Source organism: Rhizohabitans arisaemae (genome assembly GCF_025996515.1).
Classification (GTDB): Bacteria; Actinomycetota; Actinomycetes; order Streptosporangiales; family Streptosporangiaceae; genus Rhizohabitans; species Rhizohabitans arisaemae.
In genome coordinates this window covers 84,738-105,321 of the sequence record NZ_BLRH01000029.1, presented here as the reverse complement: position 1 = coordinate 105,321, position 20,584 = coordinate 84,738, and the positions used below count along the sequence as shown (strand labels likewise).

Sequence of the window (20,584 nt, the reverse complement as noted above, 5' to 3'; positions counted from 1 at the left end):
ACCATGATGCAATGCAAGTCACTGATTTGCATTGCAACACAATTCAGCGTGTCTCGCAGCCCCCTGCTTGGTCTCCCCACGTCTCATCGGAGCGCGGTCAGAGGAACGCTGAATCGACCTTGAGAGAAGGTTTGGATTGATGAAGCATCATGGCCGCGCGTTCGCTCTACGCGCTGCCGTGGTGGCTTGCACGACAGCGGTGGTCGCAGCGGGTTGTTCCCAACCCAAAAGCAGCACCGCTGACGCCGGAGTCACCGTGGCGGAAACGACGGCGCCCACCACACTCGATCCACAGGGCTCGGGCTATTTCGCCGACCGGTTCGCCTGGCAGTTGGCGTACGAGTGCCTGCTCACCACCACCCCCGACGGAAAGGTGGAGCCCGCACTCGCATCGGGTTACGAGCGGTCGGCGGACGGTCTCACCTACACGTTCGAGCTCAAACCCAATGTGAAGTTCCACAACGGCGAGACGCTGACCGCCGACGACGTCGTCCACACCTTCACCCGCCTGAAGGACAGCCCCGACGGCATCGACGAGGCGTTGTTCCCGACGCACACGGAAACGGTGGCGAAAGGCCCCACGACCGTGGAGTTCAAGCTCAAGAGCCCGGACGCCGGCTTCGTCAACAACATGGCGAACCCGCTCGTGTGGGGTTGTGCCGTGATGAGCAAGAAGGCCGCCACATCCGGCAACCCGGCCGTCACCATGGTCGGCACCGGCCCGTGGAAGCAGGAGTCCTACCGCGCCAACAGCGAGCTCAAGCTCACGCGCAACGGGGACTACTGGGGCACCAAGACCAAGTCCGACCGCCTCAACATCCTGTACGTTCCGAACATCTCCACCCAGGTGAGCAACCTGCAGGCCGAGAAAGTCGACCTGATCTTCCCCGACGTGGCCGGGTCGAAGGCCCTGTCCGGCTCAGACAAGATCACAGTTGACAAGGCCGCGACGGACTCCACGATCTTCCTTCAGGTCAACAACCTCACGAAGCCGTTCGACAACCTCAAGGTCCGCCAGGCGCTGGCCCTGGCGCTCGACCGGGACGCCCTGGCCCAGCAGGCCTACAGCGGCGCGGCCCGGGCCAGCGTCTACATCCCGCCGAGCGTCACCTGGGCCCCCGCCCCGGCCGAACTGCCCCACTCGACGCAGAACATCGAGAAGGCCAAGCAGCTTCTCGGCGAGGCCGGATTCCCCAACGGTTTCAGCACATCGCTGATGTACCTCAGCGGTTACGACGGCGGCACCAACGACCTGGTCGCCGCCATGCAGGACCAGCTCGCCAAGGTCGGCATCAAGATCGAGCTGGAGCCGCTTGAGGTCGGCGCCTGGGGCGACAAGCTGGTCAACGCCAAATACGCCCTGAGCTGGAACGCGCAGTCGTACTACTCCAACCCGTACCAGTACGTGCAGCCCGCCGCGGGTCGTCAGGGCCCCGTCCCCGACTCCCTGCAGAAGCTGCTCGACGCGGCGCTGACGGCCGAGAGCCAGGAGGCGTACCAGCAGGCCCTCATCGCCGTCGAGAAGGAGGAGGCCGAGCTGGTCTACCCCACGATCACCCTGCTCGCGACGGACATGTTCGTCGCCTACAAGAAGGGGCTGACCGGGGTGGCGGTGCCGCCAAGCCAGAGCCGCACCTTCCTGAGCCAGGTTGGCCGTGGCTGATGCACGAGAGGTGGACCGTCCCCGGAAGGGGGCGGTCCACGCCGTGTCCGCGACGGATGCCCCCCTGCTGGCCGTCGACGCTCTCTCCGTGCACTACGGGAGAGCGGCCAAGGCGGCCGTCGACGACGTCTCGTTCACGATCTCGCGCGGCGACCGGGTCGGACTCGTCGGCGAGTCGGGATCGGGGAAGTCGACCCTCGCGTCGGCGATCCTGCGCATCCTCCCCCCGGCCGCGACCGTCAAGTCCGGCCGGATCGAGCTCGACGGCGAGAACCTGCTGGCCCTCAAGCCCGCGGCGCTGCGATCCATCCGCAGCACCCGCATCGCCCGGGTGCCCCAAGACCCCCTGGGCAGCCTCAACCCGGTCTTCACCATCGGCCGCCAGCTCTCCGACGTCGTCTCCGCGCATCGCAAACTCAGCCGACGTGAGCGGACGACCCTCGTCGAGGAGGCCTTGCGCCAGGTGGGCATCGGCGACGCCGCCGTCAAGCGGCGCAGCTACCCGCACGAACTCTCCGGCGGCATGCGCCAGCGGGTGATGATCGCGATGGCGCTGCTGAACCACCCCGATCTGCTCATCGCCGACGAACCGACGACGGCACTCGACGTGACCGTCCAGGCCCAGGTGATCGAGCTCCTGCGCGAGCGGGTCGAGAACTCCGCGATGACCCTGCTGGTCATCTCACACGACGTCGGCGTCATCTCCGAGCTGTGCACCAAAGTCATGGTCATGTACGGCGGCCGCATCGTCGAGCAGGGCTCGGCGGCCGACGTCCTCACCCGGCCCACGCACCCCTACACCCGGTCGCTCCTCGACGCCGCGCGAGGAAAGGTGACCACCTACTCCCCTGAGGTGGTGGCATGACCAACGTGACCCCGCGATCCGACATCGTCCTCGACGTCCAGGACGCCGTGAAACACTACGCCCTCCGCCGCCGAGGCCTGCGGGCTCCCCGCCGTTCCGTCCACGCGGTCGACGGGGTCAGCATCCGGCTCCACTCCGGGCAGACCCTGGGGATCGTGGGCGAGTCCGGCTGCGGCAAATCGACGTTCGGACGGCTGATCACCGGCCTGGAGACGCCGACGAGCGGCACCATCCGGGTCGGCGCCCACGGTGTCCCCATCGCCGCGGCACACGGCACCGGAACGGTCCAGGCGGTGTTCCAGGATCCGGCGAGCGCGCTGGACCCGCGGATGACGGTGCGGGAGAGCATCGCCGAGGCGCTGGGCAAGGTCGCGGGGCGTGAACGCGAACGGCGTGTCGACGAGGCGCTCGCCGCCGTCGGGCTCACCCCCGAGTTCGGCGTCCGCTACCCCCACGAGCTGTCCGGCGGCCAGCAGCAGCGGGTGTGCATCGCCCGCGCCATCGTCGACCGGCCCGACCTGATCCTGCTGGACGAGGCCGTGAGCTCGCTCGACGCGTCCCTGCAGGCGCAGATCCTGCACCTGCTCGAACGACTGCAACAAGACACCGGCACGGCCTACGTCTTCATCTCGCACGACCTGCGCGCCGTACGGCAGGTGAGTCACTCGGTGGCCGTCATGTACCTGGGCCAGGTCGTGGAACAGGCGCCGGCCGAGGCGTTCGACCGCGGCCTGCTCCACCCCTACGCGGTCGCGCTGCGCTCCACCGAGCCGCGGATCCTCGACGAGGGGACCGAGCACGTCGAGCGCATCGTGCTCACGGGTGAGCCGCCGAGCGCCGTCTCCCCACCGGCCGGCTGCCGGTTCGCTCCGCGCTGCCCGATCGCCGAAGACCACTGCCGGAGTGTCGCCCCCGACCTCGTCGAGGCGACGTCCGGCCACCTGGTGCGCTGCCACAAGCCGGGCGAGCTCACGCTGTCCGGCGTCGCGCGCGCCGACGCGGAAGTCTAGGAGAGACTGTGCTCCTTTACCTGACAAGGAAGCTGGCCGGAGCCTTCGGCGTCCTGTTCGTCCTTTCGGCGCTGATCTTCTTCGCCGGGCGCGGGTTGGTACCCGGCAACCTGGCCACCACCCTCGCCGGTCCCAAGGCCTCCCAGGAGGCGATCGCGGCGATCGAGCGCGAACTCGGCCTGGACCTGCCGATCTACCAGGCGTACCTCGACTGGCTGGCCGGGGTGCTCCGCGGCGACCTGGGGACCTCGCCCCTGTCGGGTCAGGCCAACCTCGACGTGATCGCCCAGCAGGTGCCGGTCTCCCTGGAACTCAGCCTGATGGGGCTGTTCTTCGCCGTGCTGATCGGCATCCCGATCGGGGTGATGGCGGCAAACCGCGCTGGTAGCGGTACGGACTGGGGCATCCGGCTTCCCCTGCTGATCGTCTTCGCCTTCCCCGCCTTCGTGTCCGGGTCGGCGGCGCTGTACCTGGCGACGCACTACCTGACGAACCTGTACTCGCCGAGCTACATCCCGATCTCCGACAACCTCGTCGCCAACCTGCAGACGATGCTGCTGCCCGCCCTCGCGGTGGGCATCCCGACCGCGCCCCTGGTCAGCCAGATGACGCGGTCCTCGATGATCGAGGTGCTGGCGCAGCCGTACATCGCCACGGCACGCACCAACGGCATCTCCGAATGGCGGATCACCTATCAGTACGCCCTGCGGGCGGCGCTCCCCCCGGTGCTCACGCTGATCGGCTTCATCTTCGGCCTGCTCGTCGGCGGCCTGTTCATCGTGGAACAGATCTTCAGCTTGCCGGGCCTGGGCCGCGGCATCCTCAGCGCCATCTCAAACCGAGACTTCTCCCAGGTCACCGCGCAGGCGATGGTCATAGCAGGGGTGTTCATCCTCGGAAACCTGCTCGTCGACCTGGCGCTGCCGTTCGTCGACCGACGCATCCTCCGCAAGTAGCCTCAGGAGCCAGTGTGTCCACCGTTGCCCACCGACGGCGTCCCTCCCGCAGCGTCCGCTGGCCGGTGCGCGGGGTCGTCGCCAACATCGCGATCTTCCTCATCCTGTTCTACGTCGTGCTCGCGGTCCTGGGGCCGTACCTCACGCCCTTCGCCCCCAACCAGCTCAATGTGGGCCCGCGGCTGTCACCGCCGTCGGCGGAGCACTGGTTCGGCACGGACGCCCTCGGACGCGACCAGCTCTCCCGAGTCGTCGCCGCGGCCCAGCCCGCGCTGCTGGCGGCCGTGTACGCGGTGACGTTCGCCCTCGCGATCGGCACCGTCATCGGCATCGCCGCCGGCTTCCTCGGCGGACTGTGGGACGGCGCCCTGTCCCGCCTGGTCGACCTACTCTTCGCGATCCCCGAGTACCTGCTGGCCATCCTCGTCCTCACCATCATGGGCAGCGGCCTGATCAACGCGTCCGTCGCGATCGGAATCGTGTGCATCCCCCGGTTCGCGCGCATCGCGCGAGGCTCCACCCTTGAGATCATGGGGCGCAACTACATCGACGCCGCCCGGCTCTGCGGGCGCGGGCGCATCTGGATCATGCGGCGCCACATCCTCCCGAACATCGCCTCGCCGCTCGTCATCATGACCGCGATCAACCTGTCCACCGCCGAAGGCGCGTACGCGGCCCTCAGCTTCCTCGGTTTCGGCGTCCGGCCCCCCGAGGCCGACTACGGGAGCATGATCTCCTCCTCCCAGCAGTATCTGCTGACCGATCCGTGGCTGGTGGTGTTCCCCTCCATCGCGTTCGTCGTCCTCGTCCTCGCCTTCAACCTGATCGGCGACGTGATGCGCGACCGTCTGGACCCGCGCAGCCGTACCTCCGCCGGCGCGTGAGCCGATCCCGTTCGTCACGATCTATCAAGAGGAAACCCAGCACCATGTCCGACCACGCCACGACCCTGTACAGCCAGATCGCCCCCATTCTCCGCCAGCGGGGTGTGCCGGGCGTCGCCGTCGCCGTCATGCACCACGGGGACACGACGTTTCTGGAATTCGGCGTCACCAACGTCGAGCACGCCCTGCCGGTGAACCGCGACACGATCTTCCAGGTCGGCTCCATCTCCAAAACCATGCTCGGGCTGATCATCGGGCGGCTCGTGGAACAAGGGCGGGTGGAACTGGACGCGCCGGTGGCGCCGTACTTCCCCGCCGGCACCGGCGTCGACGAGCGGATCACCCTCCGCCACGTCATCACCCACACCTCGGGCATCGACGCGCAGAACATGATCGCGGACGCGCCGCGCATCCTCGGCAACCACGCCGACGACGCCCTCCAGGCGTCCCTCCCGCACTTCGTCCGCCGGCCCCTGCTGTTCGCACCCGGCACCGACTACTCCTACAGCGGCCCCGGCATCATGGTCGCCGCGGCCGTCGTGGAGAAGGCGACCGGCCGGCACTACGCGGACGTCCTCCAGGACGAGGTGCTCGACCCGGCCGGCATGACGAACACGTTCACCACAGCCGACCAGGTCATCACCCGCCGCGTCGCCGCCCCACACGGCCACGACCGGTACGGACGGCCCGAACTGCTCACCGACCGGGGATGGCAGCGCCACTGGCAGCTCCCCGGCTGGGACGTGCCCGGCGGAGGCGTGCTCAGCACCGCCCGCGACCTGATGAAGTACGCCGCCTATGTGCGGTCGCCCGCCGCCCCGGCCGGACTGTTCGACGTCCAGGCGCACCGCGGGCCGATCGGCCGCGACATCGGCCTCGCCTGGTGGCTCGAAGACGTCGCGGGCAGACCCGCCATGCTGCACGACGGTCTGACCATCGGCTACGCCACCCGGCTCGTCCTGATCCCCTCCGAAGACCTCGCGTTCGCCGTCCTTACCAACTCCCTGGAAGGCGGCCCCGCCGTCAAGGAGATCGAACGCGTCATCGCCCGCACCCTGTTCGGCCACGTCCCGCTCCGCGCCACCGGCCCCGTCGACGACAAACTGAGCGACGCCCTGCTCGGCACCTACGACTGCGGCTTCTACGGCACCGTGACCATCGCCCCCGGCACCCGGGCCGGCGAACTGCGGATGATCGCCAATCAGGCTCCGGCGGACTCCGACCGGTTCACCATCGAACTGTCCTCCGCCGACCGCCTCGTCCGCTGCGGCGAAGACTCATTGATCATGCTGGAGCCGAACGGCGAGGAAAGCTCGCGCATCCCCTTCGTCAGAGACCCCGACGGCACGGTCTCGGCCCTGCGCATCGGAGAGCGAATCGCGAGCCGCGTCGCCTGAGGCCCGTTGCACAACATTCCCGTCGACGGCTTGGAACTCCGAGCCAGAACCTCCCGTACGTCGTGCGTCGTCGATGACGACGGAGACCATGTGGTCGAGGCGGGCCCGTCCCAGGGCTGAAGAACGGATGATCGCGGTGGGTGGGCCCGGCGTGCTTGGCGGGGCCCACCCAAGGTGGGACGTGGTTCGGCTGAAACATGATCGGCAGCCGCTCCCGATCGGTGAATCATCGATCGTGACGACGACAGCCGGCCGAAGGCCGCCCCTGATAGGCCGCGGTTAGTAGGTGTAGGTCCAGGTCCAGGAGACGGTGACGGTGACGCTGACGGTCGCCGTCAGCGTGAGCGACTCGTTGTCGCGGGAGGCGACCGGCTGCTCCTGCAGAATCGCCTCGGTGGAGGCGTAATTCGCGTAACCAGCAATCAACTCATTCATCGATTCGGTTCCTTTCCTAATAGGTGAAGGTGATGGTGTTAGGGGAGGTGGTCGTCGTTGAGAGAGTCAACGAGAAAGAGGTAACGGAAGTCGACTCGTTTAGACGGGAGGCGAGCTGCTGCTCCCGCAGAATCGCCTCGGCGGAGGCGTAACTCGCGTAGCCCGCAATCAACTCATTCATCGATTCCGTTCCTTTCCTAATAGGTGAAGGTGATGGTGACCGGCGTGATGCTCACCGAGTTGGTAAGGTAAATCGACTCCATTTCGCGGGAGGCGAGCTGCTGCTCCCGCAGAATCGCCTCGGTGGAGGCGTAACTCGCGTAACCAGCAATCAACTCGTTCATTGGCACCACTTACTGTTAGATGCTGACGGTGGCGGTGACGGTGAAGCTGAAGCTGACGGTGACGGTGACGGTGACGGTGAGAAGCTCAGTCTGCCGCTCGCGGGAGGCGACCTGCTGCTCCCGCAGGATCGCCTCAGTTGAGGCGTAATTCGCGTAACCCGCAATCAGTTCATTCATCGCTTGCGTTCCTTTGTTAAACGGTTACGGTGATGGAAGCAGCCCGGTCCGCGTCTCGTCGTCGCGGGAGGCGACCTGCTGCTCCCGCAGGATCACCTCAGCGGAGGCGTAACTCGCGTAACCAGCAATCAGTCCGTACACCATGCGAAGAATCGCCTGACCATGGTGTGCGGACGGCCCCGGATGCGGCCAGGCTGATTCCATCTCGGCCGAGCACAACGGAAACAGAGGACGGTTCGAATGGAAATGGCGAGAACTTGCCCGCTCGAACCATCCATGACTTTGTGATCTGCTGACCGGGATGACAGGTATCTGCTATCCGGCTCCGCGCCCGGTCGGCAAAGGACCGACCTGCCAGCAAGATCCTGTCAGACATCCTCCCAATGGGTTCTGCCAGTGAATTGCTGTGATATCGGGCTGTCCTGGAACCCTCGTAGTGTGCGGCCATGAATGTGAAGGAAAAATCCGGCCACAGGGCGCCGGAGACGGCGCGAACCATGCCGGCCAGGCCTGTGCAACGCCCGGCGGAGTTCACGCGGACGATCGCCTCCATCAGCGGCTCCACTCCCGTCGTGGAGAGCATGCGGAGCTTCCTCGGGCGCAACGACAACTGGCAGGTACCCACCGAGGACGCGGCTGATCTGTTCGTGAAGCGCCTTCGGGGCGAACGTCCCCAGGTTGAGGCCCGGATGCGCCGGATCCTCGCATTTCAGCAGGCGATCGCCGGACAGCAGACGCGCGAGTTGCGCACGGCTCGGTTCCGGGGCAGCGACTTCGACCAAGGTCTGGTTGTGTTCGACTACGTGCCTGAATCGCGTACTGCTTCGGACCTACTCGCCGGTGACGAGCTGGACACCGACCTGGCTCACCGAATGGGCCGCATTCTCGGCGAGATCCACCGGTTGCCACCGCCGGCCCCCGACCGTCCCGAGGTAGCCGAAGCAAACAAGGCGACGACCTTCTACGCGCTGAGCCCGCAGGCTTACGCCGATTGCAGCGGTGGGGAGGTGGAGGCCTGGTCCATGCTGCAGCACGACAGACTGCTCGTGGAGACCCTCGACCGGTTGAGCCGCCGATCGGCCCAGGCCCCTGCCACCGCAACACACGGAGATATCAGGCTTGACCAGTTTCTCCTGGCAGGCGACGACATTTACGTCATCGACTGGGAGGAGTTCCGCCTAGGAGATCCGGCTCGCGACGTCGGGAGCTTCGCCGGCGAGTTCGTCCGCCACGCGGTAGGACGGATGTTCTCCGAGCTTGATATCGATCTCGGCCTGACGCCGGGTGCGGCCCATGAGGCCATTCTGGCGGCCGGCGACGAGCACCTGATGAACATACGTGAGCACGTGTGTCGATTCTGGGACGGATACCAGGAGACCGCGGAGATCGACGAGGGGCTGGCGGTTCGCGCGACCAGTTACCTCGGCTGGCACTTCATCGACCGGCTTCTCGCAGGTGCGGTTCACGCCGTAAAGCTCAGCGCCATTGAAAAAGGCATGGCCGGGATCGGCAGGAATGCGCTCCTCATGCCGGAGCGATTCGCAGCGGTCATCGGCCTTGGAGAGGAATGACGTCATGACGGACACCCATCCGGGCATCCTCGACCGCCTCGCACGATACCTTGACAAGTTGCACTTCGACCGCGCCGAAAAATGTGTGACAGTCGGCGATGAAACCATCGAATACGACAGCGCGAAACGTCTGCGCCAAGAACTCGGCAGTGCGCTCTACCGCCACTGGCACAGCGGCTCCGTCATCCGGCCCGAGGACCGCGATCTGCATCGTGACTTCGACTTCGAGGACCTGCTCCGCGAAGCCACCCCGCATCGCACCAGCAAGACACCGGCGGTCGTGAAATCAGCGCTGCTGGACGGCCCGCTCGGTCAGCACATTCTGTTTGACGTGGGCCATGTTCGCCTGCGGATCCCCGGGAGTGAGGGGCCGTCCCCATTGCCCGAGATCGGGACCAGGACCACCCTTGAGCTCCCTGCCATCCGCCCAGGGCTCTCCCCGGGCTTCTTCCTCGTCAACGGCTCGGCCGGTGGCAACTCCTCCGCGGGCCCCGTCCTCCGCGTGTACCTGCACATTGACGAGTCGTCGATGGCACCGGCCGTGTGGCGCGCCGCCCTGACGTACCTGGAGTCGCTGAAAGCGACCTACCGGGCAAAGATCCTGGCGAAGGCGAGCAGGTACCCACGGCGTGACGCCATGGTCGTCTACCTCGCGGAAGAGTCCTGGCACACGGTGGACGGCCTCGTCGAGGCGGTCCGGCACCTGCCCGGACTCAAACCGGACTACTCGCTCATGACCTGTCCGATCGCCGACGGAGTGGCCTTCGGCTGGGAGCCGAGAGACCAGCGGGTCGGCTGGGATCGAATGAGCCTCGGCCAGCACCGCACCATGGTGATCGCCCATGCGGTAGCCGCGCATCTGTTCGAGGACGCCGACCTGCACACGGCCGTCGCCGACGGGTTCCACGAGGCCAACATCGACCCGCAACGGCCCTATCGCAACGGCGACAGCCCCGATTGGACCCCCGTCGTGCGGGGAGCGGCGTCATGACCTCCACCCGTGTGTCCTTCATGTTCCCGCAACAGCCCACCGATCCTGACGCGATCCTTGAATTCGGGTCGCTCGTGCAGGAGATCGGAGCGCAACGGCTGTGGCTCGGGCAGTCACTGCGCATCGAGTCGCACCCGGCCATCGCCTACATGGCGGGTGCCGGCTGCAAGATCTCAGTCGGCATGTCGGTGGGGCTGACCGTTCTCCGCAATCCCTATGACGCCGCTCTTCAGGCGCGTTCCCTTGCTCGGCTGCTGGACAGACCCGTCGCCGTCGGATACGGCGCGGCTTTCCCGTCATTCGTCACAAGTGTTCGGGGGGAACCCTACGCCAAGCCCGCCGCGATGGTGGGAGAGTACATCTCCATCGCCCGCAGGCTCGCCAACAACGAGGCGGTCGCCCACAACGGTGAACACTTCACCGTGAACGCGCAGCTCCCCCCGATGGAGACACCCAAGGTGGAGATCGGGGCGGGCGTGCTGCGGCCGGTCATGGCCCGAGCCACCGGCCGCCACGGCGATCTCGCGATGACGTGGCTGACCCCGCTGAACTACATCGAGAACGTCGTGATGCCCGCGGTCGCCGAAGGCGCGCGAGGAGTGCAGACTCCGCCGCGCATCGTATCGATGATTCACGCAGGGGTGGAGCGGCCTAAGCGGAACCCGATGTTACTCGCCCAATACGGCAGCATGGCCCACCTACAGGCTCCGCACTACACCGACATGCTCCGCAAGGCCGGCCTCGACGTCGACGCTTCCGACCCGATATCAGGCGCACGCGAACTCGTTCAGGCCGGAGTCTACGTATACGGCAGCCCATCCCATATCGCCGGCGAGATCAGCAAATACCACGCGATCGGCGTCGACGAGGTCGTCATCAACCCCTGCTCCGTCGGCAATATGTACGGCATGCAGGCGGTCATCGAAGATCTTCGGGAGATCTTCGCCGCACTCGCCGAGCTACGAACCCCGCACGCGCAGAAGGGAGACTCCGATGGCTCGCTCCCCGAACTCGCCGACGCTGCGGCTGCTGTCCCGCTCGGTTAGGTCCCGGCGCGCCCGGCTCTCCGCCGCTGTGGCGCTGGCGCTCCTGGCCGCGGCCTCGGGAATCGTCGCGCCCCTGCTGATCGCACAGATGGTCAGCGCGATCGGCGACGAGCGAACCAACCTGACCGCCGTGGTCGTCCAGCTGGTGGTTTGCGTGCTCGCCGGGGCGTTCGCCGGAGGCTGGTCGTCCTATCTGCTGAGCTCGGTCGGCGAGCGGGCCATCGAGGACGTGCGGCTATCGGTGGTGCGTCACGCGATCCGCCTGCGTGTTCCGGTGATAGACCGCATCGGCGTCGGCGAGATCGTCTCACGTATCGGTCCGGACGCCGCGCAACTGCGGGCGATCACCGATACCGGAGTCACCGTCCTGCCGGTATCGGCGATCCTGGTGGCTGCCTATCTCACCATCATGGGCCTGCTCGACTGGGTGATGCTGGCCATCACCGTCGGCACCTTCGCGGTCGCCTCGATCGCCATTCGCGCCTTCCTCATCGGGATGCGCAAGGCGGCGCAGAGCCAGCAAATGGCACTCGGTCGTCTGGCGCAGTCCGCTCAGTCGGTCTTCGCCATGATCTCTACGGTCAAGGCCTACAACGCCGAAGACCGTGCCGTCGAGCCGTTGAAGGAGGAGGCGGCCGCCGCGGCGGCCTCGGCGATCCAAGCAGCGCGCGCGCAGGCGGCGATCAGCCCGCTCATGGGGCTGGGACAGCAAGTCGCGATCATCGGTGTTCTCGCCGTGGGTGGTATCCGCCTCTCCTCCGGTTCGCTCGACGTGGCCAGTTTCATCGCGTTCCTGGTTTACCTCTTCCAGTTGGTGAACCCGTTGATGACCCTCGCTCAGGGAGCCGGCCGAATCCAGGTCGGACGAGCCGCGGCCACACGCGTCGACGAGGTGCTCGGTGCGGAGGCCGAGCAGCTCGAAGACGGGGAGGCGCCGACGGTCGCCGACCAGGCGCCGGCCCTCAGGTTCTGCGAGGTCGATGTCGACTACGGCGACAAGCAGGTGCTCGAACAGGTATCGCTCGAAGTGCCGCGAAGCGGTGTTCTGGCCGTGGTCGGACCGTCAGGGGCGGGCAAGTCCACCCTCCTGAACCTCGTGGAGCGTTTCGCGGAACCCAGCAGCGGACATGTCGAACTGCTCGGCACCGCTCTGGACGCCTGGCCGATCGCCCGAGCGCGGCGGCGGATGGCGCTGGTCGAGCAAGGCCGGACCGTCCTCAACATGAGCATCCGGCAGAACCTGGCGCTGGGCAGGCGGGACGAGCCCACGGACGAACAACTCGTCGACGCGTTGCGCGCCGTCGGCCTGGAGGAGGCCGTGAGCACGCTCCAAGCGGGGCTTGACGCCGTCCTCGGCCAGGGTGTGCAAATGTCCGGAGGCGAGGAGCAGAGGCTGGCCATCGCCCGTGCGCTTCTTACCGATGCGGAGATCCTCCTGTTGGACGAACCCAGCGCGCACATGGACGGCATCAACGAGAGCCGGTTCGTGGACCTGCTGACACGGCTCGGACGCGATCGGGCCGTGGTGGTCGTCACCCATCGACCGTCGACCGTCGCCGCCGCCCGCTCCATCGCCGTGATGGAAGCCGGTCGCGTGACGGCCGTCGGCGATCACAAGACGTTGCTCGCCACCTGCCCGACCTATCAGGCGCTGGTGCGCAGCCAAGGCGAGGTCGACGAGACCTCGGCGATGGTGCCGCAGATGGCGGGATAGGGAGCGGAGATCGCCATGGTAGCCACGCACCCGCCGTTTGAAGTGGTGAGCCGAGAGCTTCCCGGCGGCGTAACCGTGATCGTTCGACCCGACCCTTTGCTGGGATTCACCGTGCTCAATGTCTGGCACAGCGTGGGTTCGCTCCATGACCCCATCGGGCGATCGGGTCTGGCGCATCTGGTCGAACACGTGATGTCCGGTGCGTCCGAAGGCATACGCGACGCCCCCGGACCGGTGGGATCCGTTCACGCCACCACGGCCTACGAGTGCACCAACTATCTCGAGACCGGCCCGGCCTCGGCGCTGCCCGAGTTGCTGGCCGGCGCCGTCGATCGGATCAAGAGCGGTGCCGCGGGTCTCTCGGACGCCGTCCTCGAGCGGCACCGCCGGATCGTGCTCGAAGAGATCCACCAACGTGAGGAGCCCGCACGCTTCGGCTCCGGACTGCGGCGAAACCTGCGGCTGCTGTTCGGTGCGGACCACCCGCTCGGGAAGCCGCCGTTTGGCGCGCTGAAAGAGATCTCCGCGATGACGCCGACAGACGTTCGTGGATTCATCGAACGCCACTACGGGACATCACGACTTGTAGTGTCGATCATTGGTCCCGTTCATCCCGAACATGCCATGGAACTGGTCGCGCGCCACATGACCGGGTTGCCCTACGGACAGCCTTCCGGGGACGGGAGACTCGCCTCGGCGGCCTCTGGCCGGACCCGGCGTGAGGACGTGCAGGAGGGGCAGCCGACCGGGATGCTCAGGTACGCCATCGCTCTGCCCGCAGCACGTGAGCGCCTGGCGGCGGCCTCCGAGGTTGTCATGACCGCCCTGGCGGGCGCCACGTGGTCCGTGATCGGAAGCGATCTCGTCCACGAGTACCGGCTGCTGGGTGCTCTGGCCCAACACGAACGCTGCGGGGACGGTCCGTCGATCGGGCTGCTCAAGATCAGTGCGCCGGCGGGTGTCGACCTGCACGACCTTGAGAAGGCGGTGGCTGCCCGCCTGGGAGACCTGGCCCGCACCGGTATTCGGGAAGATGTGCTGACCGCGGCGAAGGCCCAGCGGGGCAAGGAGCAGCTGGCCGTACTGGGCAGTGCTCGCCTGTGTGCTGAGGAACTGTGTCGTGAACAGTCATGGTCGGGCGACCCGTCAGGAATCACCGGACGGCTTGACGCCGTCCGCGCCGTGACCGTCGACCAGGTCTCCGAGATCATCGCAGGCCCGCTGGCGCGACCCTCGGTGGTCGCCTTTCACACCGACCCCCCGGGGAACCCCACATGGATCGTCTGACAACCACGCCGGTGTGGCGGTTTCCCGCAGCCCGCACGCTCCTGCTCGACAGCGGGATGCGCGTAAAGCTGGTGGACATGCCCGGCCGGTTCATCGCTTCCGTCGCCGTCGTCGTCGATCTGCCGACCGAGGTGGAGACGCCCGACGTGGAGGGCGTCGTGGCCGCGTACGCGACGATGATGCTCAGCGACGCACCGCATGCCAGAGCCGACCTCGTCAGCGAAGTCGCCAAGGCCGGCGGAATGATCACCACCAGATGCAGCCATCGAGGCCCGGTCGTCGTAGCCGACTGCCCCATGTCCGAGCTGCCGAGCCTGTTTCGAGCGCTCGTGCCGATGCTCATGCGGTTCGAGCCGACGGCCCGCTCCTTCGACAAGCTCCGGCGCCGCATCGCCGCTGAGCGGGTGTTCGAGGCGAGTGACCCGGCCGGCCTGGCCAACAAACTCCTGAACGAGTCCGTGCTTGAACCCGCAAGCCGCTACAGCCGCCCGCTGGGTGGATCGGAGGCGGCGTGGCGACACTTGACCTTGGACGATGTCGCCGAGCTGTTCGAAACCCGGGTCGGTCCACAGCGTATGACCCTGATAGTCGTCGGTGATCTGGGCATGCTGGACGCGGCCAAGGCGGCGGCCGAGGCCTTCGGGGGATACCCGGCCCAGGGCCGCCTTCCGGTCGCCGACCGGCCACCGGTTCCCGATGGCACCCCGCGGCTGCTGTGCCGTCCCGGGCCCGGTGGGCCTCAGACCAGACTCATGCTGGGCTGCTTCGGCATCGACCGGCTGGACCCTCGGTGGCCCTCCGCGCGAGCTGCGGCCGAACTGCTCGGGGCAGGGCCGGATTCCCTGCTCAACGTCGAGGTACGCGGGCGCCTGGGCCTCAGCTACGGCATCGAGGCGAGGTTTCTCCCGTTCCATGCCGGGGGGGTGTTCGTGGTGCACGGCGCAGTCGACGGCGCACGCAGTGAACACGCTGCCGCGGCGATCCTGCGGACCCTGCATGGGATGTGCCGGGGAGCAGTGGACACCGAGCGATTCGCGCGAGTCCGCAGCCGTATGGTCGGCTCAGCGCCCGAGATCTACGAGTCAGCCCTGGCCGTCGCCCATCAGTACGTGGAACTCGTCTCATGCGGGATCCACGAGTCGTTCATCGACGAACATCTCAACCGCCTCGGCTCCCTGGGTGTGGACCAGATGGTGACCGACTTCCGTAGCATCATTGATCCGGATTCGCTGCATGTCGTCGCCGTCGGACGCTTCGACCCTGATGTACCGACACTGGCTGGATCCGTCCTCTCCGGACTTGAACGCGGCTGAATCGGAGCTTCCTCACCCTGATGAGTACGCCGACGGGGTCGCATATGCCAAGCCGTGTACCCAACGTGCGACCTGCACCCGTGAAGTGCAGTTGAGCTTGCGCATGACCTGGCGGAGGTGGTTGATAACAGTCCAGTCGGAAATGCAGAGTTGACGGGCAATCTGCTTGTTGGTCAGTCCGTCGGCAACCAGGCTTGCCACTTCGGACTCGCGAGTGGTGAGCTTTGAGCGTTCTTTCAACAGCCGAGAGTTCGGCGTCTCGGACAGCGGCTGGCCGGGGAGCACGGAACGTCCGATCCCATTGTTGTTAAAACGCCGCTGCAGGATCTCATGGAGGAGATCCACGAGATCGGCGGCCATACCTTCCACTGCCCCACGCCACAGTGAGCGCGCGCCGATGCGCTTGGACAGTTGCCAATAGGTCTCGGCCAAGGTTGGCCAAGAAACCGTGTTGCAGTCCAAATAAACTCGGGCGAGCGAGCCTACAACCATTGCGAGGTCCCTACCCCCCTGCTTGAGGTTGCGCGAATGCCGGCCGCCGATAACTGTTTCTACCGCTGACATCGTCACCGCCGGTCCGAGCGGCAGGAATTTCTCCAGGGCGCGCTCGATGTACAGCCGCGCATCGCCATGCCCCTTGCCGCACGCCGCCGCAGCCCGCCACAACAGCAAAGAACCGGCGGCGTACCCGTCGCCATTGCGCATGGCCTCATACAAGGCCAACCGGCATTCGTCGTCAGCCCGTTCAAACTGCCGAGTCCGTATCAGGCACGCAACATATTCCGCGACGGTTTCGGTCAGCCGACGCAGGTCTCCTTGTTGCCTCTCGGCTTTTACGCACTCCGCCAGCGACTCGGCATCGGTATCGTCAACGACCAGGCTGTGGAGGAGTATCGTCTCCGGGTCGGTCCAACCGGTGGGGCACAGGCTCTCAAGGCATACCGCGGCCGCCTCCTGCTCCCCGGCCATTGCGAAGACTCGCACGGCCAGCCGTGCCAGCGCATGCCGTTCCATCGCGGTCGTCGGGTCGTACTCGCGAATGATGGGAAGGAGGTGCGGAAGGAGTTCCGCCACACCGCAGGTGCGGGCCAGCAGTGGAAGTGCATCGGACATCAATGCGACAGCTTGAGCGTATCGGCCGTTCCCCACGAGTTCGGTGATCGCGCATCGTAGGTTCCGCTGCTCATGTTGGAACTCGTCGAGCACCTTTCCCTGGGACTCGGAGAAACAATTGGCGGCCAAGCGTCGGATATGGGAAGAGAGATAATCTGCCTGGGACTGCCGGATTGCTGCGAGTGATATCTCCGGCTGCCCCGCACACCAGTTCGCGGCCGAGAACCCCGCCACACGTAGGTGATAGCGATCACGTGACGGGGACGCTTCGGAAGCGGCGTTGAACACCAGCCCCCGTTCGATCAGCGAACCTGTCAAACGGTCGATGTCACAACGGGGAAGTGACTGCCGTAGGATGCCCAAGCTCGCTCCGCCAGGCATGGCGAGAATCGACGCCAAGACCACCATCTCGTCGTTGGTCAGGTTGCGAGAGCGTGGCTCCGCCCCTTCGATGAACTCTCCCAGTCGATTGCGGGAGACGTCCTCGGTCACCGCATCGTGCACCGCTGTCAGTCCGTAACGGGCGACAAGCTCCGCGAGCGTATCGACGTCCGCCGGGATACCGAATGATACGGCGCAGATCCGTGTCACCCTGCCCAGGTCCTCAAAGGTGAGGGAGAAGGTTGGATCACGTCGTCGCAGGCAGAGCAGGAAGAATCGCGCCACCTCACTCAGGATCGCCAGGCCGGCGCCTTGTTCCGGGCCTCGCAGCGGTCGTATCGGCAAGGTGGGAACCCCGTCCAGCGGAGCGCTGCTGTTCGCGGAAACGACAACGTGCACCCATGAGTGGCGGTGGGGCAGTTCCAGTAGCCCACGTCGATGAGTGTCGTCCAGAAGCTCGACATCATCGATGAGGATCACCAAGCGCTCAGGGTCGGCTTCGCCATCCGCAGCGTGGATGACGCTGTGCAATCGCTCGAAGAGGGTGTGAGACGGCTCGCTTCCCGCATTCGCGGCGAACAGCGCGACGCCATCAGCCACGGCCAGATACTCGCCCACACGGGTCAGCACTGCGGTCTTACCGATGCCGGGGGGACCCGTAAGCCCGAGCGTCCGGCTGTCGGAGCAGGCGAGCAAGACCTGAATGGCCCTTAGCACGTCACCTGTTTGGGGAGGATCCGGAACCTGTAGAACTTGTTCCACCTGATCCAACCATGGCTCCTCCGCCTGGTGGATGTCGGCAATCATCGCGCGATCCTTTCTTCGATCCTGCAGCGGACGTGCTCCTCAAGCGGTAAGAACGGTGGCGACCCGCCTGGCGAGGAGTTTGAACACCGGCTGCTCCCAAACGCCCAGCCGACACCCGGCTCAGGTCGCCGGCAGTCAAATGTGACGAGCCACCACCGTCTCCACCCACATCGAGCAGCCGAGATCGGGCCGACGGCGGCTCCTCGCCCTGATCGGCTTGTGCTGCTCCCCCAAGGGGTCTCGTGGGTTGGGGCGCATCCTCGAGGCCTTGACCGACCTCGACCGGCTCTCGTTCCCAGCATGGCCAAGGCGTCCGGCCGCCGTAGGGGAGTTCCTGACCGACCCCGTGCAATGAGTGATCCGATAGCCGGCGCGGCACGGCTTTCGAGGAGGTTCGTGGTCCACCGCTCCGCCAAGCCCGCCAGGGGCGGTGCGGCTCAATGCGGAGAGCGGCCTGGGTATGTGCTTCACCCGGCTCCGTACCGTACATCGGCCCGCGCGCGAGCTGTGATCCGTCATCCGCTGAAGTCGACGACGCGACAGCCACATCGAGCGTTGCACGGGACCACCGCCCATCCCCACTGTGCCCTCACCATGTACTTTCTCCGCCCTCGGGAGACGTCCTCGGATCATCACGGGTGGATCTTGTGAATGGCTTGCGCCCCACTGCACACAGATCTTCCGGCTTGCGGATCACACTGGTCGCCGACTACGCCCGGGCCGGACGGGACGCGGGCAAACCGGTGGGCGTGTGCGGAAAGGCGGCGGGCTTGTCGGCCGCTCGACAGGTGGCGCCGCATACGACTCAGCCAACGATGACAGCGCGATGTCTTGACTTCGCAGATATATGGGTCTAAACAAAGATAAAACAACATCCAATCGGTGGAGGAACACACATCATGTACGCGGAGGAGCGCCAGCAGGAGATCCTGCGGCGGGCCCGTGAGGTGGGCCGGGTCGACGTCGTCCGGCTGGCCGAGGATCTCCAGGTCACCACCGAGACGATCCGCCGCGACCTGACCACGTTGGAGCGGGCGGGCGTGCTGCGGCGCGTGCACGGCGGCGCGATCCCCGTCGAGCGGCTGGGCTTCGAGCCCGAACTGGCCGCGCGCGACGAGGTGATGACCGCAGAGAAGGAACGCATCGCCAAAGCCGCCCTGGCCGAGCTGCCGGAGGACGGCTCGATCATCATCGACGCCGGCACCACCACCGGGCGGCTGGTGCGCGTGCTGCCCGCCGACCGCGAGCTCACCGTCGTGGTCAACTCCCCGCCCCTGGCGACCGTGCTGGCCACCCGGCCCAACCTGCACGTCATCATGCTCGGCGGCCGGGTGCGCGGCCGGACTCTGGCCACCGTGGACGACTGGGCCCTGCAGCCCCTCACCCACCTGCACGTCGACGTCGCCTTCATGGCCACCAACGGCTGCTCGGTCAGCGCCGGGCTGACCACCCCCGACCCGGCCGAGGCGGCGATCAAGCGCGCGATGATCAAGGCCGCCGAGCGCAGCGTGCTGCTGGCCGACCACACCAAGTTCGCCGGCACCCACCTGGCCCGCTTCGCCACCCTCGCCGAGATCGACGTGCTGATCACCGACACCGGCGTCACCCCGGACCACGCCGCCCGGCTGGCCGCGGCCGGTCCCGAGGTGATCCGGGCATGATCCTCACGTTGACGCTCAACCCGAGCCTGGACCGGACCATCGAGATCGCCTCGCTGGAGCGCGGCGCGGTCATCAGAGCCGCCGCGGCCAGGATCGACCCGGGCGGCAAGGGCGTCAACGTCTCCCGCGCGCTGCTGGCCAACGGCGTCGCCTCCTGCGCCGTGGTGCCCTACGGCGGGGACGAGGGCCGTCGGCTGGTCAACCTCCTGTACGGCGAGGGCTTGGACATGGTGACCGTACCGGTGGGCGGATCGACCCGCTCCAACGTCACCCTCGCCGAGCCCGACGGCACCACCACCAAGATCAACGAGCCTGGCACCGCGCTGAGCGGCATGGAGCTCGACCTCATCGCCGAGGCCCTGCTCGGCGCCGCCCACTCGGCGGACTGGGCGGTCGTCTCCGGCAGCCTGCCGCCCGGCGTGCCCGCCCAGGTCTACGCGACCCTCGGCCGCCGCTTCGCCGACGCCGGCATCCTCGTCGCCGTCGACACCAGCGGCCCGGCGCTCGGCTGCGCCCTCGGGGCCGGGCCCGCTTTGGTCAAACCGAACCGGGAGGAGCTGGCCGAGGCGACGGGACTGGCCATCACCAGGCTCGGCGACGTGGTCGAGGCGGCGGAGAAGCTGCGGGCCGCCGGGGCGCGAGCCGTACTGGCCAGTCTGGGTTCCGACGGCGCGCTCCTGCTGCAGGAGGAGGGCTGCTGGTACGGCAGAGCCACCGTGACCGAGCCGCGCAGCTCCGTCGGTGCGGGCGACGCCATGCTCGCCGGATTCCTCGCCGCGGGCGCGCAGGGCCCGGCCGCTCTCGCCGAGGGCCTGGCCTGGGGTGCCGCGGCCGTCTCCCTGCCCGGCAGCCGCATGCCCCACCCCGCCGACCTGCGCCGGGACCTGGTGGAGATCAGCCCGCCCGACCCCGAACTGGCCCTGCACCCCTGATCCGAAGTCGTCTGTCCACCAAGTTGCTCACCCCCCG

General features: G+C 66.9%; 19 protein-coding genes. 14 read left to right on the top strand and 5 right to left on the bottom strand.

Annotated elements, in window-relative coordinates; genetic code table 11:
• The first annotated feature begins 256 nt into the window (after positions 1-256).
• The 6 genes from RUR_RS11960 to RUR_RS11935 are packed head-to-tail and all read left to right on the top strand — an operon-like array spanning position 257 to position 6,775.
• On the top strand, positions 257-1,663 hold the full coding sequence (locus tag RUR_RS11960; RefSeq protein ID WP_283135061.1) for an ABC transporter substrate-binding protein: 1,407 nt from the start codon (positions 257-259) through the stop codon (positions 1,661-1,663).
• A gap of 43 nt (positions 1,664-1,706) precedes the next feature.
• Positions 1,707-2,528: an ABC transporter ATP-binding protein gene (locus RUR_RS11955; RefSeq protein ID WP_283135060.1), complete on the top strand. Its 822-nt coding sequence runs from the start codon at positions 1,707-1,709 to the stop codon at positions 2,526-2,528.
• Positions 2,525-3,538: an oligopeptide/dipeptide ABC transporter ATP-binding protein gene (locus RUR_RS11950; protein WP_283135059.1), complete on the top strand. Its 1,014-nt coding sequence runs from the start codon at positions 2,525-2,527 to the stop codon at positions 3,536-3,538. The genes RUR_RS11955 and RUR_RS11950 overlap by 4 nt, the downstream gene beginning before the upstream one ends.
• Before the next feature lie 8 nt (positions 3,539-3,546).
• Positions 3,547-4,494: an ABC transporter permease gene (locus RUR_RS11945; protein WP_283135058.1), complete on the top strand. Its 948-nt coding sequence runs from the start codon at positions 3,547-3,549 to the stop codon at positions 4,492-4,494.
• Positions 4,495-4,508: 14 nt separating this feature from the next.
• Entirely contained in the window at positions 4,509-5,378 is an 870-nt protein-coding gene (locus tag RUR_RS11940; protein ID WP_283135057.1) for an ABC transporter permease, read from the top strand.
• A 44-nt stretch (positions 5,379-5,422) separates the two neighbouring features.
• Positions 5,423-6,775 carry a serine hydrolase domain-containing protein gene (locus tag RUR_RS11935; protein WP_283135056.1) on the top strand — a complete coding sequence of 451 codons (1,353 nt, stop codon included), beginning with the start codon at positions 5,423-5,425 and terminating at the stop codon, positions 6,773-6,775.
• 279 nt (positions 6,776-7,054) lie between these two features.
• On the opposite strand, the gene RUR_RS11930 is transcribed toward RUR_RS11935, so the two are convergent.
• The 4 genes from RUR_RS11930 to RUR_RS11915 are packed head-to-tail and all read right to left on the bottom strand — an operon-like array spanning position 7,055 to position 7,731.
• Positions 7,055-7,210 carry a hypothetical protein gene (locus RUR_RS11930; RefSeq protein WP_283135055.1) on the bottom strand — a complete coding sequence of 52 codons (156 nt, stop codon included), beginning with the start codon at positions 7,208-7,210 and terminating at the stop codon, positions 7,055-7,057.
• 16 nt (positions 7,211-7,226) lie between these two features.
• The gene (locus RUR_RS11925) at positions 7,227-7,391 is read right to left on the bottom strand and encodes a hypothetical protein (RefSeq protein ID WP_283135054.1); all 165 of its coding nucleotides are present in this window, start codon (positions 7,389-7,391) and stop codon (positions 7,227-7,229) included.
• A gap of 16 nt (positions 7,392-7,407) precedes the next feature.
• The gene (locus RUR_RS11920; RefSeq protein WP_283135053.1) at positions 7,408-7,554 is read right to left on the bottom strand and encodes a hypothetical protein; all 147 of its coding nucleotides are present in this window, start codon (positions 7,552-7,554) and stop codon (positions 7,408-7,410) included.
• Between the two features lie 15 nt (positions 7,555-7,569).
• Positions 7,570-7,731, bottom strand: coding sequence for a hypothetical protein (locus RUR_RS11915; RefSeq protein ID WP_283135052.1), 162 nt, complete (start codon positions 7,729-7,731; stop codon positions 7,570-7,572).
• A 446-nt stretch (positions 7,732-8,177) separates the two neighbouring features.
• Here RUR_RS11915 and lxmK point away from each other — a divergent pair, with 446 nt between their 5' ends.
• The 6 genes from lxmK to RUR_RS11885 are packed head-to-tail and all read left to right on the top strand — an operon-like array spanning position 8,178 to position 15,653.
• Positions 8,178-9,302 (top strand): class V lanthionine synthetase subunit LxmK, encoded by a 1,125-nt coding sequence (lxmK, locus tag RUR_RS11910; RefSeq protein ID WP_283135051.1) that lies wholly within the window; start codon positions 8,178-8,180, stop codon positions 9,300-9,302.
• 4 nt (positions 9,303-9,306) lie between these two features.
• A complete protein-coding gene (locus tag RUR_RS11905; RefSeq protein WP_283135050.1) occupies positions 9,307-10,293 on the top strand; it encodes a T3SS effector HopA1 family protein in 987 nt (328 codons plus the stop codon).
• A complete protein-coding gene (locus RUR_RS11900) occupies positions 10,290-11,339 on the top strand; it encodes an LLM class flavin-dependent oxidoreductase (protein WP_283135049.1) in 1,050 nt (349 codons plus the stop codon). The genes RUR_RS11905 and RUR_RS11900 overlap by 4 nt, the downstream gene beginning before the upstream one ends.
• A 28-nt stretch (positions 11,340-11,367) precedes the next feature.
• Complete coding sequence (locus RUR_RS11895) at positions 11,368-13,053, top strand: ABC transporter ATP-binding protein (RefSeq protein WP_283135048.1); 1,686 nt, start codon at positions 11,368-11,370, stop codon at positions 13,051-13,053.
• A 15-nt stretch (positions 13,054-13,068) separates the two neighbouring features.
• Positions 13,069-14,340 (top strand): M16 family metallopeptidase, encoded by a 1,272-nt coding sequence (locus tag RUR_RS11890; protein ID WP_283135047.1) that lies wholly within the window; start codon positions 13,069-13,071, stop codon positions 14,338-14,340.
• On the top strand, positions 14,328-15,653 hold the full coding sequence (locus tag RUR_RS11885; RefSeq protein WP_283135046.1) for a M16 family metallopeptidase: 1,326 nt from the start codon (positions 14,328-14,330) through the stop codon (positions 15,651-15,653). The genes RUR_RS11890 and RUR_RS11885 overlap by 13 nt, the downstream gene beginning before the upstream one ends.
• Positions 15,654-15,665: 12 nt before the next feature.
• On the opposite strand, the gene RUR_RS11880 is transcribed toward RUR_RS11885, so the two are convergent.
• Positions 15,666-17,954: a LuxR C-terminal-related transcriptional regulator gene (locus RUR_RS11880; RefSeq protein ID WP_283135045.1), complete on the bottom strand. Its 2,289-nt coding sequence runs from the start codon at positions 17,952-17,954 to the stop codon at positions 15,666-15,668.
• A gap of 899 nt (positions 17,955-18,853) precedes the next feature.
• Between RUR_RS11880 and RUR_RS11875 the strand changes: the two genes are divergently transcribed.
• Both RUR_RS11875 and pfkB read left to right on the top strand, forming a co-directional pair.
• On the top strand, positions 18,854-19,615 hold the full coding sequence (locus RUR_RS11875) for a DeoR/GlpR family DNA-binding transcription regulator (RefSeq protein WP_283135044.1): 762 nt from the start codon (positions 18,854-18,856) through the stop codon (positions 19,613-19,615).
• Positions 19,612-20,547: a 1-phosphofructokinase gene (pfkB, locus tag RUR_RS11870; RefSeq protein ID WP_283135043.1), complete on the top strand. Its 936-nt coding sequence runs from the start codon at positions 19,612-19,614 to the stop codon at positions 20,545-20,547. The genes RUR_RS11875 and pfkB overlap by 4 nt, the downstream gene beginning before the upstream one ends.
• The last annotated feature ends 37 nt before the right edge of the window (positions 20,548-20,584 follow it).

Coding starts and splice junctions, on each gene's coding strand:
- RUR_RS11950 (WP_283135059.1), top strand. CDS start 2,525: ATGACCAACGTGACCCCGCGATCCGACATCGTCCTCGACGTCCAGGAC.
- RUR_RS11935 (WP_283135056.1), top strand. CDS start 5,423: ATGTCCGACCACGCCACGACCCTGTACAGCCAGATCGCCCCCATTCTC.
- RUR_RS11930 (WP_283135055.1), bottom strand. CDS start 7,210: ATGAATGAGTTGATTGCTGGTTACGCGAATTACGCCTCCACCGAGGCG.
- RUR_RS11925 (WP_283135054.1), bottom strand. CDS start 7,391: ATGAATGAGTTGATTGCGGGCTACGCGAGTTACGCCTCCGCCGAGGCG.
- RUR_RS11920 (WP_283135053.1), bottom strand. CDS start 7,554: ATGAACGAGTTGATTGCTGGTTACGCGAGTTACGCCTCCACCGAGGCG.
- RUR_RS11915 (WP_283135052.1), bottom strand. CDS start 7,731: ATGAATGAACTGATTGCGGGTTACGCGAATTACGCCTCAACTGAGGCG.
- lxmK (WP_283135051.1), top strand. CDS start 8,178: ATGAATGTGAAGGAAAAATCCGGCCACAGGGCGCCGGAGACGGCGCGA.
- RUR_RS11905 (WP_283135050.1), top strand. CDS start 9,307: ATGACGGACACCCATCCGGGCATCCTCGACCGCCTCGCACGATACCTT.
- RUR_RS11900 (WP_283135049.1), top strand. CDS start 10,290: ATGACCTCCACCCGTGTGTCCTTCATGTTCCCGCAACAGCCCACCGAT.
- RUR_RS11890 (WP_283135047.1), top strand. CDS start 13,069: ATGGTAGCCACGCACCCGCCGTTTGAAGTGGTGAGCCGAGAGCTTCCC.
- RUR_RS11885 (WP_283135046.1), top strand. CDS start 14,328: ATGGATCGTCTGACAACCACGCCGGTGTGGCGGTTTCCCGCAGCCCGC.
- RUR_RS11880 (WP_283135045.1), bottom strand. CDS start 17,954: ATGATTGCCGACATCCACCAGGCGGAGGAGCCATGGTTGGATCAGGTG.
- RUR_RS11875 (WP_283135044.1), top strand. CDS start 18,854: ATGTACGCGGAGGAGCGCCAGCAGGAGATCCTGCGGCGGGCCCGTGAG.
- pfkB (WP_283135043.1), top strand. CDS start 19,612: ATGATCCTCACGTTGACGCTCAACCCGAGCCTGGACCGGACCATCGAG.